The following is a 10,525-nucleotide window of genomic DNA, read 5'->3' as shown; positions in this document are numbered from 1 at the left end:
GGCGCCGGCGCCGGGGGTACGGGTGGCGCCGGCGCCGCCGGCTGCGGTCTGGCGACCGGGCCGGGTCCAAGCGCGGGCATCGGTGGCGCGCTTGTTGGCGAGGGAGGCGAAACGGCTTGCGCCGTCACGGGCTGCGGTGCCGGCGATGGCGCGGGTGCAGCCGGAAAGGAAGATGTTTCAACGGCAGAGGCGTCGACGGGTTCGACCTCAGCGCGGGCGGCTTGTTCGACATGCTGCTGCTTTGCAAGCACGGGATCAGGCAGCGGCATGGCGTGGTCGAGATCGACAATTTCGATCGCCATGCCGGCGGGCGGCGGCACGAGATCGCGCGCGCGAAAGGTCACCAGCGACAGCAAGGCCAGCAGTCCGAGATGCAGGACGAACGAGACAAGGGAAGGCAGACGCGCATTCACGGCGCTTCCTTCTGGTCGCTGGGCAGGCGCGAGTCCGAAAGGAAGGCGACCTTCGGGAAGCCTGCGGCGCCAACCTCGGCGACGATCTGCATGACCGTTCCATAGGCAAGGGTGCGATCGGCGCGAACGAAGACCCTCAGGCTGGCGGGATCGCCGGAAGCCTGCGCCAGTTGGCGCAAGGTGTCGCCGAACGCCTCACGGGCAACCACGGCATCTCCGATGAAAATGTCGCCGGTCGCATCGATCGTGATCATCAGCGGCTTGCTGTCGGAGGCGAGTTCGCGGGTTCGCGCTTCGGGTAGATCGACCTTCACGCCAGTCGCGACGAGCGGCGCGGTGATCATGAAGATCACCAGAAGTACGAGCATCACGTCCACCAGCGGAGTTATGTTGATCTCGCTCAGCAGCGGCCCATGGGGCGGACGGCCCCGGGCTATCGGGCCTGACGCGAGGGTCATATGAAACGGTCCTGTACAGGAGGAAGTGGACGCATGGTCATCAATGCACTACCGCGACATTTATTGTGTTGGCGCTGAGGCTGAGCGAACTGGTTGCGCTGTTGCCATAGGCAGCCGACGCTAGGGCATTGCCATTGATCGACAAGCTGGCATTGGTCACGCCGCCAGTGTTGTTAGCGCCGGTCGCCACCGCATTGATCGCGAGCGCCCCAGTGGTGACGCCGGTGCTGGCATTGATCGCTCCGGTATTGCTCTGGTTGCCGGCAATGGCAGAGGTGGTTGGGACCGCGCCGGTCGCCGGGCTGTTCAGAGCCGTCAGGGTCAGCGAGTTGGTCGCGGCGTTGCCATAGGCCACCGAGACCGCGCTGTTGCCATTCAGCGTCACCGCCGAATTGGTGACCGAAGGCGCCGTTCCGAGGGTGTTGAACGCGGCTCCGTAAGTGACGTTCGCCGCCGCCGCGATGGCGCCGGTGCTGGTCTGCTCGTTCATCACGGCAAAGCTTGCCGAGACGGTGTCCGCACGGGACGATTGCAGCGTTGCGGAGCCGCCAGAACTCGTGTTGGCGAAGCTGGTCGCCGAGGCCGAGAGCGCGTTGGTGGCGTTGTTGCCGCCGGCGCGCGCCGTGGTGCTGTTGCTGTTGAGCGCCACCGAGCTGCTGTCCAGCGGGCTCGGATCGACGGCCGGCGAAGTGGCGTTATATCCTGCGAGAGCGACATCCGCCGTGGTCGTGGCATTCGCCGTGACCACGGCGGCGCTGGACTGCTGGTTGAGAACACCGGCCGAAGCGTTGTCCGAATTGGCCGACAGGGTCAGCGAATTCGTCACGCGGTTAGCAAGCGCGGTCGCAGATGTGGCATTGCCACTGAGATCGACCGTGCTCTGGTTAATACCATCGGTTGCGAATGGCGAACCTCGGTCGTTGTTGCCGATGGTGGTCGTCTCCGTGGCAGTGGTCGGCTTGTCGGCCACGGACTGGACATTATTCACGACATAATCGGCACCTGCGACAAAGTCTCCAACGGTCGAACCAGCCAACGATGCGTTAGCGCCACCCGAGGTCGTCGAGGTCAGACTTGTGTCGGCAGCGATCGTCATGCTGTTGATTGCGGTGTTGACCATCGAAGACGCGCTGTTGGTGTTATTGTCCAGCGCCAGTGTCGACGTGCTGCTCGCCGCCGGCGCGGCCACAGCCATCGTCGAAGTCGCCGAGAAAGCGTATGTTCCCGCAGCGTTCTGATTCGACAGAAGCGCACCATTGGTGGAGACGCTACCGCCGCTCAGCACCACGCTGTTGGTTGCCGTATTACCGTTGGTCGTTGCCGACTGCGCGTTGTCCGAAACGGACAGCGCACTGGCGGTCACGTCGCTGGCGGTCGGCCCCACCGGAGCACCAACACCGAGGGTTGCGATATTGAACGTCCCTGCCACGGTCGTCGTTTCACCGCCGTCCACCACCTGGATGCTGGCAAGGGCATGGTCTGCCTGTGCAGTGGCAGTGCTCGGGTTCGCGGTTGCACCACTGGTGGTGTCCGAAGCCAGAAGCGTGCCGCTGCCGGCTACGGCGACATTGTTGGTCGCGGCGTTACCGGTGGTCACGCCGGAGAGGACGTTGCCATTCACCAGAACGCTGCTGCTGGCGATATCCCGACCAATGGTGACATTGGCGCCACTAAAATTGGAGATGGTCGCTGTGAGCGTACCCGAATTGGTCTGGTTATTGGCCAGAGCCGAGGTGGCCGCGACGTTAGTGGCATCGAGCGTTACGCTGTTGGTGCCGGCATTGCCGGAAACGCTCGTGCTTTGAGCGTTGTCTGACACCGACACCTTGCTGGCGCTGACATCGCTAAGGGTCGTGCCGGAGACACCCGTCGCAGACACAGCGAACAGCGCGCCGACTGTGCTGGTAAGCGCTCCCGTGTTGGTCTGTGTGCTGGAAACAGCCATGTCCGCCATCGCGCTTCCTGCGCCTGTGGCCGAAGCAGCCACCAGACCTCCGCTTTTACCTGCGGTCAGATTGGTCGCACTTGCGGCCAAGACATTCTTAGCGCCGTTTCCGCGGGCCAATCCGGCGGTGCTGTTGCCATCGACGGTCACGATGCTGCCGGTGATATCGTTACCGACCGTGACAATCGCGCCACCTGTCGCGAGCTTTCCCGCAGAGCCTCCACTCGTGTAGGAAGCCAGGAACGAAGTAGTTCCGGCGCTTTGTCCAGTAGCGACAAGGTAGATGGTACCGGTCAAAGCGTCGCGGCTGAAAGTAAAGCCCGCGCCATATTGAGCGTTGAGGAAATTCACCTCAGACTGGGTATAGCCATCATCCACTGTCTGGCCGGAAAAAGTGCCTGACGTGGTGGTTCCGGTGAATGGGAAGACGTATGTTCTCGGCGCCGTTGCGGCTGTCCCCGCCTTACCGATCAACGCCGTGGCAGTGCCGTTCATCGTCTGATCGCTGGCAATGGCGGCAGTGGTCGCGAGGTTGGTGCCCGACAGCGTAATTGCATTGCCAGTGCCGAGCGTTTCATTGCCCGCCGCATTGGCTGCGAGGCTGTTGCCGTTCGAAGCGATGCTAGAGCTGATCAGGCTGCCGCTGATCGCGGTGCTGACATCGGTGCTCCTCGTCTGGCTGGAGAAGCTGTTGGTCAAGCCTGCCTGCACGCTGGTGCCAGACGCGACCGATTGTGCATTTGCCACGGCAAAGGCCGAGTTAGCGGTCGACACTTCGTCGCCAGCAACGCTTGCCGAGGGGACTTCGGTCCCCAGCGTGTTGATAGTGGTGGCCGATGCGGTGATGGCGTTGCCACCCCGGTTGGCCGCCGCATCGGCAAGCACGCTGTTGTTCGAGGCGGTGATCGCCGAGCTGCCGGTCACATCGCCGGTGATCGCGTTCGACACGATCGGGCCGTCCGAGCCTGCGCCGCCGACCTGCGCCACGATCGTCTGCATACCGGTGGCGACGGTCACATCCTGCTGCGAGGCGATCGCGGCAACCGTGCCAGAGGACGGCGTCGCCAGGCTGCCCGTCGCAATGCTGTTGGCGTCGATCGTGGTGGCGTTCGAAACCTCGTTGCCCCGCGCCAGCGCCTTGGCCGAGTTGCTGTCATTGGCCAGCGTCGAGCCGGTCACATTGCCGGTGACCGAAGCGAGATAGCCTGCGGTGCCTGCTGCATCATCGACCGAAGCGGTAACGGTCTTGGCGCCGGCGGTTGTCACCGCCAGTTCCTGCCTCGAGGCGATGGCATAGCCGGCAACGGCGGAAGTGTTGGGCACTTCCGGATCCGGACCGGCAGCTGCCACATAGGTCTGCCCCGCTTTGGCCTGACCATCAGACTGACCTGCGAGGGTAACATCATTGCCAGAGATCGCCTGGCTGTTGGAGCCGGAGTTGGCGACCGCAGTGGCAGCCTGGCTGTTGTTCGACAAAGCGACCGTGCTGCCGGTGAGCGCCGTGGTGGACGGCCCCGAACCGGTCGAGAACTTGTCAAGCGAGGACACCGAGGCGGTCAGCGAACCGTCGAGGCTCGACTGGGCCACGCCGATGGCGGACGAACCACTCGTGCTGTTGACGCTGGTGTCGAGCGCGGTCACGCCCGAGTTCAGCACACCGGTAGCGCTCTGGCTGTTGCCGGCGATCTTGGCAGTGCTGCCCGACATGCCGTGATCGATGGTGATGCCCATGTCGGTGCCATCGGTCACCGTCGCGGCCGTGCTGGCGTTCTGCTGTGTCAGGGCGATGCCGATGTCGGTCGTGCCGTCGACCTTGGCGCCGGTCGTTGCACCAGCTGATGAGGCCGTTTGGGTGGCATAGCCCGAGCCGGTGACGTTGTTGAGGTCACCATTGACTGTCAGGGTGGCGGTGTTGGCATAGCCGGTCGCCGTCGAGGCATTGCCGGTCGTCGCCGACGAGCCCACCGTCACCGTGCTGTTGGTCAGCGCGTAGGCAGTCGCGTCGTTGTTGTTGACGGTGGCGTTGACCGACCCTTCGGTATTGCCGTTCAACGCCAGCCCTGCAGTCGGCGTGGAATAGTCGTTGAACTCCTGCTGGACGCTCACCGAATTGGTCGAGGAAGTCGTTTCCGACGGTCCTGCGGCCAGCGCCTGTGTTGCGCCCAACGTGGCGAGCAGCGCCGTACTTGCGCCGGTCATCAATACCGAGCGCATTCTCCTGGAACGTGTGGACATGGCAATTCTCGATTAAAAAATGAAGGCGCCAGCGTTTCTGAATCGCGGAGCATGTGCTGGAAAAGGGCCGGGGAAATCCCCGCGCCGGATCGGGCGCGGGGTTCCCGCAAGAAGTCCGGCGCGCGCCCGAAGACACGCGCCGGACTTCCTTTTACGGACGCGCCACTGTGACGTTCACGTTGGTCCCACTGATAGTGAGCGTGTTGGTCGCGCTGTTGCCATAGGCCGCCGATGCCAGGCTGTTGCCGTTGATCGACAGGCTGGCATTGGTCACGCCGCCGGTGTTGCCGGCACCGGTCGCCACCGCATTGATCGCGAGAGCGCCGGTCGTGATACCGGTGGTCGCATTGATCGCGCCGGTGTTGCTCTGGTTGCTGGCGATCGCCGTCGTGGTCGGCACTGCGCCCGTAGCCGGGCTGTTGAGCGCCATCAGGGTCAGCGAGTTGGTCGCGGCGTTGCCATAGGCCACCGAGACCGCGCTGTTGCCGTTAACAGTCACCGCCGAATTGGTGACCGAAGCCGCCGTTCCGAGGTTGTTGAACGAGGCTCCATAAGTGACGTTCGCCGCCGCCGTGATGGCGCCGGCATTGCTCTGCTCGTTCATCACGGCGAAGCTCGCCGAGACATTATCATCCCGCGTTGCGGTCAGCGAAGCGGAGCCACCAGCACTCGTATTGGCGAAGCTGGTCGCCGATGCCGAGAGCGCGTTGGTGGCGTTGTTGCCGCCGGCGCGCGCCGAGGTGCTGTTGCTGTTGAGCGCCACCGAGCTGCTGTCCAGCGGGCTCGGATCCGTTCCGGTGGCCGCATCATAGCCAGCCAGAACGACATCCGCCTTGGTCGTGGCATTCGCCGTGACCGCACCGCCGCTGCTCTGCAGGTTCATGACGCCCGCTGACGCCGTGTCGGAATTGCCCGACAGGGTCAGCGAATTCGTCGCCCGGTTGGCAAGGGCCGTCGCAGAGGTGGCGTTACCGCTGAGATCGACCGTGCTCTGGTTGATGCCGTTGGTTGCGAACTGGGGTTGTGCCGTCGCGCCGCCGTCATTGTTCCAGATATTGGTAGTCGCCGTCGCGGTGACCGGGTTGGTGGTCACCAACTGCGAGTTGCCGACGACATAGTCAGCAGCTGCACTGTAGGTGGTGATGGTCCCCCCGAGCGAGGCGTTGGCACCGCCAGCCGTTGTCGAGGACAGGCTGGTATCGGCCGCAACAATCATGCTGTTGGTCGCCGCGTTGACCGTCGTCGACGCCGTATTGCTGTTGTTGTCCAGCGCCAGCGTCGATGTGCTGTTTCCGGCAGGCGCCGCAGCGGTCATCGTAGAGGTCGCGGAGAATGCAGCACTGCCCGTTGCCCGCTGAACCGACTGCAAGGCACCATTGGTGGAGACGCTTCCGCCTTCTAGCGCCATGCTGTTGGCGGCGGTGTTGCCCATGGTCGTTGCCGACTGCGTGTTGCCAGAGACGGACAAGGTGCTGCCGGTGATGTCGCTGGTGGCGTCCACTGCCGCAGGAGCGCCGGCGCCCAGCGTCACGATATCGTAGGTGCCGGTAACCGCTGTCGTTTCAGCGCCGCTCACAGTCTGGATGCTGGCGAGCGCGTGATCCGCAACTGCGGTGACCTCGGCCCCCGCAATGTGGTACGGCGTTGCGGTCGCACCACTGGTGGTGTCCGAAGCCAGCAACGTGCTGCTCCCGGTCACGTTGACGCTGTTGGTCGCGGCGTTGCCGGTGGTCGCGCCGGAGATGGCATTGCCGTCCACCAGAACGCTGCTGTTGGCGATATCCCGACCGACGGTGGCGTTTGCGCCACTGAAGCTGGAGATGGTCGCGCCGAGGGCACCCGAGTTGGTCTGGTTGTTGGCCAGGGCCGAGGTGGTGGTGACGTTGGTTGCATCGAGCGCAATGCTGTTGGTGCCGCTATTGCCGGTGACCGTCGAGCTTTCTTTGTTATCGGACACCGAGACCGTGCTGGCGCTGACATCACTCAGTGTCGGGCTGGTGACGCCTGTCGCCGACACGCCGAACAGAGCGCCGACCGTGCTCGAAAGCGCACCGGTGTTCGCCTGCTTGCTCGAGACAGCCATGTCCGCCGCAGCGACCCCATCGCTGTTGGCCGAAGCCTGAGACGAATTGCTGACGCCATTGCCTCGGGTCAGGTTGGTCGCACTTGCTGCCAGAGCATTGGTTGCGCTGTTGCCCTTGGCCGATCCGCTCGTGCTGTTGCCATCCACGGTCACACTGCTGTTGGCAATGTCGTTGCCAACGGTGACAAGCACACCGCCGGCGGCAGGCGTACCGGTCTGACCGATATAGGCGGTCGCGGTGCCGTTCATGGTCTGGTCACTCGCGATAGCAGCGCTGGTGCCCAGGTTCGTACCCGATAGCGTGATCGCATTGCCAGTGCCGAGCGTCGCATTGCCTGCCGCATTGGCCGCAAGGCTGTTGCCGTCCGACGTCACGCTCGAGCTGGTCAGGCTGCCGGTGATCGCCGTGCTGACCGAGGTGCTCTTGGTGGGTGTGCCGAAGCTGTCGACGAGGCCCGCCTGCACGCTGGTGCCGGAAGCCACCGACTGCTCGTTCGCCACCGCGAAGGCGGCATTGGCGGTCGAGACATTGCCGTTGATGTTAGCCGAGGCGACTTCAGTGCCGAGCGTGTTGATGGTAGTAGCCGAAGCGGTGATGGCGTTGCCGCCCCGGTTGGCCGCCGCATCGGCGAGCACGCTGTTGTTCGACGCCGTGATCGCCGAGCTGCCGGTCACATCGCCAGTGATCGCATTGGAGACGATCGGCCCATCCGAACCTGCGCCGCCGACCTGCGCCACGATCGTCTGCGTGCCGGTCGCGACGGTCACATCCTGCTGCGAGGCGATCGCCGCGACCGTGCCGGAGGACGGCGACGCTAGGCTGCCCGTTGCAATGCTGTTGGCATCGATCGTGGTCGCGTTCGCAACCTCGTTGCCGCGCGCCAGAGCGCGAGCCGAGTTGCTGTCATTGGCCAGCGTCGAGCCGGTCACATTGCCGGTGACCGTGGCCAAATAGCCTGCGGTGCCTGCTGCATCATCGACCGAAGCGGTAACGGTCTTGGCGCCAGTGGTTGTGACAGCCAGTTCCTGCTTCGAGGCGATGGCATAGCCAGCCACGGCGGAAGTATTGGGCACTTCCGGATCTGAACCGGCAGCAGCCACATAGGTCTGCCCCGCTTTGGCCTGACCATCGGACTGACCTGCGAGGGTAACATCATTGCCGGAGATCGACTGGCTGTTGGAGCCGGAGTTGGCGACCGCAGTGGCAGCCTGGCTGTTGTTGGTCAGATCGACCGTGCTGCCGGTGAGCGCCGTGGTGGACGGCCCCGAACCGGTCGAGAACTTGTCGAGCGAGGACACCGAGGCGGTCAGCGAACCGTTGAGGCTCGACTGCGCCACGCCGATGGCGGACGAACCACTTGTGCTGTTGACGCTGGTGTCGAGCGCGGTCACGCCCGAGTTCAGCACACCGGTAGCGCTCTGGCTGTTGCCGGCGATCTTAGCAGTGCTGCCCGACATGCCGTGATCGATGGTGATGCCCATGTCGGTGCCATCGGTCACCGTCGCGGCCGTGCTGGTGTTCTGCTGTGTCAGGGCGATGCCGATGTCGGTCGTGCCGTCAACCTTGGCGCCGGTCGTTGCACCAGCTGATGAGGCCGTTTGGATCGCATAGCCCGAGCCGGTGACATTGTTGAGGTCGCCATTGACCGTCAGGGTCGCGGTATTGGCGTAACCCGTCGCGGTCGAGGCGTTGCCGGTCGTCGCCGACGAGCCGACGGTGACCGTGCTGTTTGTCAGCGCGTAGGCGGTCGCGTCATTGTTGCTGACCGTCGTATTGACCGACCCTTGGGTGTTGCCATTGAGGGCCAGCCCCGCCGTCGGCGTGGTGTAATCGTTGAACTGCTGCTGAACGCTGACCGAGTTGGTCGAGCTCGTCGTCTCCGACGGTCCTGCAGCCAATGCCTGCGTCGCGCCCAATGTGGCGAGAAGCGCCGTACTTGCACCGGTCATCAATACCGAGCGCATTCTCCTGGAACCAGTAGACATTAGATGTCTCCCTTCTGAATGCATGGTGAAAAGAGGGAATTTTCGGCCGAATGGGGCCGGTCTCGGAAAGGCGCGTTCACCATGTCCGCGTCCCGAAATGTCGTGAGATTGCGACCTCGAGCAGGCCTGCGATCGAACGCCATTCGGCATCGACAGCGGCAAGCGCCTGGACGAGGCGGTTGTAACCAATGGATGCAGGGATCGCGCAAAACAGCCCGACGGCTGTTGCGAGCAGTGCTTCGGCGATCCCCGGCGCGACGACGGCCAGCGACGTGTCCTGGCTCTGGCCGATCGCGAGGAAACTGCCCATGATCCCCCAGACCGTTCCGAAAAGTCCGATGAAAGGCGCCGACGTTCCAAGCGTCGCGAGCCAGCCGGTCCGGCCAGCGAGGCTGCGCCCCTCGCGCTGGATCGCTATTTCGGCGATCGAGACCACGCGCTCGCGAACCTGCTCATAGTCCCGGACGAGGTTTTCCGAGGACCAGCGCCACTCGACCTCGATCGCGCCTAGGATACGCATGATCCGGCCTTCGGCCCCGTCGCTGAGATTCCGCAACTCGTCCTGTGTGCCGATACTGGTCAGCAAGCGCTTGACGCTGACCGCCCGGTGTCTCTCGAGAGAGAGCGCCCAGGCCCTGCCGATGATGATCGACCAGGACACGACCGACGCCAGCATCAGCAGGACGATGATCGCCTGAACCAACCTATCTGCCTGAACGAAGATGTGGAACGGCGAAGATGGCGACGCCAACCAGTCGAAAGTCACGGTACTGTCCTTTGCGGCAGGATCATCGGCTCAGCGCTTCACGATGGCGCGGATGAAGGTGTCGATGTCGGGCAAGCCGGTGACCGCGATGCGTTCGGAGCGCTGGAAAGCCTTGAGCGCGTCGGTGAATGCGGCGGATGGTGCGCCGTTGGCCGCGCCCTTGAAGATCTGCCTAGCGATCAGCGCGGCCTGCAGACGCTTCAGGCTGTCCTGATGGATCGAGACGGTCTTGCCATCGGCCGAAACCTGAACGAGCGGCGAGGCTGCGGTCTGCCGGAGCGGCCTGATCGCGGTGACGGCACTGCTCGCGGCATTTTCGAGCAGCATCTGCGGATTGCTGCGGCAGACGACGGCGACGACGTTGGGGAAATCGACGCCGGGCTCGGTCGGAATGATGTCATACGCGTCCGGGACGAGCCGGTTGTGCGCGGTGGCATAGCCCAGCAGCCAGTTGCCATAACGAGTGAATTCTTCAGGCTTGGCGAGCGCGGCAACATAGGTCGCGCAAGTCTGGGATCCGATACCGCGAATGGCGAAGCTGCCATTGGCGTCTGCGGCCTGCGCGGCCCCTGCGCCAAGGCATGCGCTGCCAGCGAGGGCGATGGAGAGAAGCGCGTGGCGCGCAAGACAAACGGACAT

Annotated in this window: 5 protein-coding genes and 1 pseudogene; all 6 read right to left on the bottom strand. The window is 64.0% G+C overall.

Annotated features, from left to right (window positions below):
- A pseudogene (locus tag ACODRZ_RS25875) lies at positions 1-413 on the bottom strand (hypothetical protein); the annotation flags it as partial.
- Positions 410-871, bottom strand: a complete 462-nt coding sequence (locus ACODRZ_RS25870) for a biopolymer transporter ExbD (RefSeq protein ID WP_087574347.1) — start codon at positions 869-871, stop codon at positions 410-412. The gene ACODRZ_RS25870 and the pseudogene ACODRZ_RS25875, both read right to left, overlap by 4 nt.
- Positions 872-911: 40 nt before the next feature.
- On the bottom strand, positions 912-5,051 hold the full coding sequence (locus ACODRZ_RS25865) for a beta strand repeat-containing protein (protein ID WP_488973059.1): 4,140 nt from the start codon (positions 5,049-5,051) through the stop codon (positions 912-914).
- Between the two features lie 151 nt (positions 5,052-5,202).
- Entirely contained in the window at positions 5,203-9,084 is a 3,882-nt protein-coding gene (locus ACODRZ_RS25860; protein WP_262503620.1) for a beta strand repeat-containing protein, read from the bottom strand.
- A 112-nt stretch (positions 9,085-9,196) separates the two neighbouring features.
- The gene (locus ACODRZ_RS25855) at positions 9,197-9,886 is read right to left on the bottom strand and encodes a MotA/TolQ/ExbB proton channel family protein (protein WP_130753338.1); all 690 of its coding nucleotides are present in this window, start codon (positions 9,884-9,886) and stop codon (positions 9,197-9,199) included.
- 30 nt (positions 9,887-9,916) lie between these two features.
- On the bottom strand, positions 9,917-10,525 hold a 609-nt coding region (locus tag ACODRZ_RS25850; RefSeq protein WP_165418763.1), incomplete at its 5' end, for a peptidoglycan-binding domain-containing protein.

The organism is Novosphingobium sp. FG90 (genome assembly GCF_057808725.1).
Note: the sequence above shows the minus strand (reverse complement) of the source record. Positions and strands in the feature narration are given on the sequence as shown.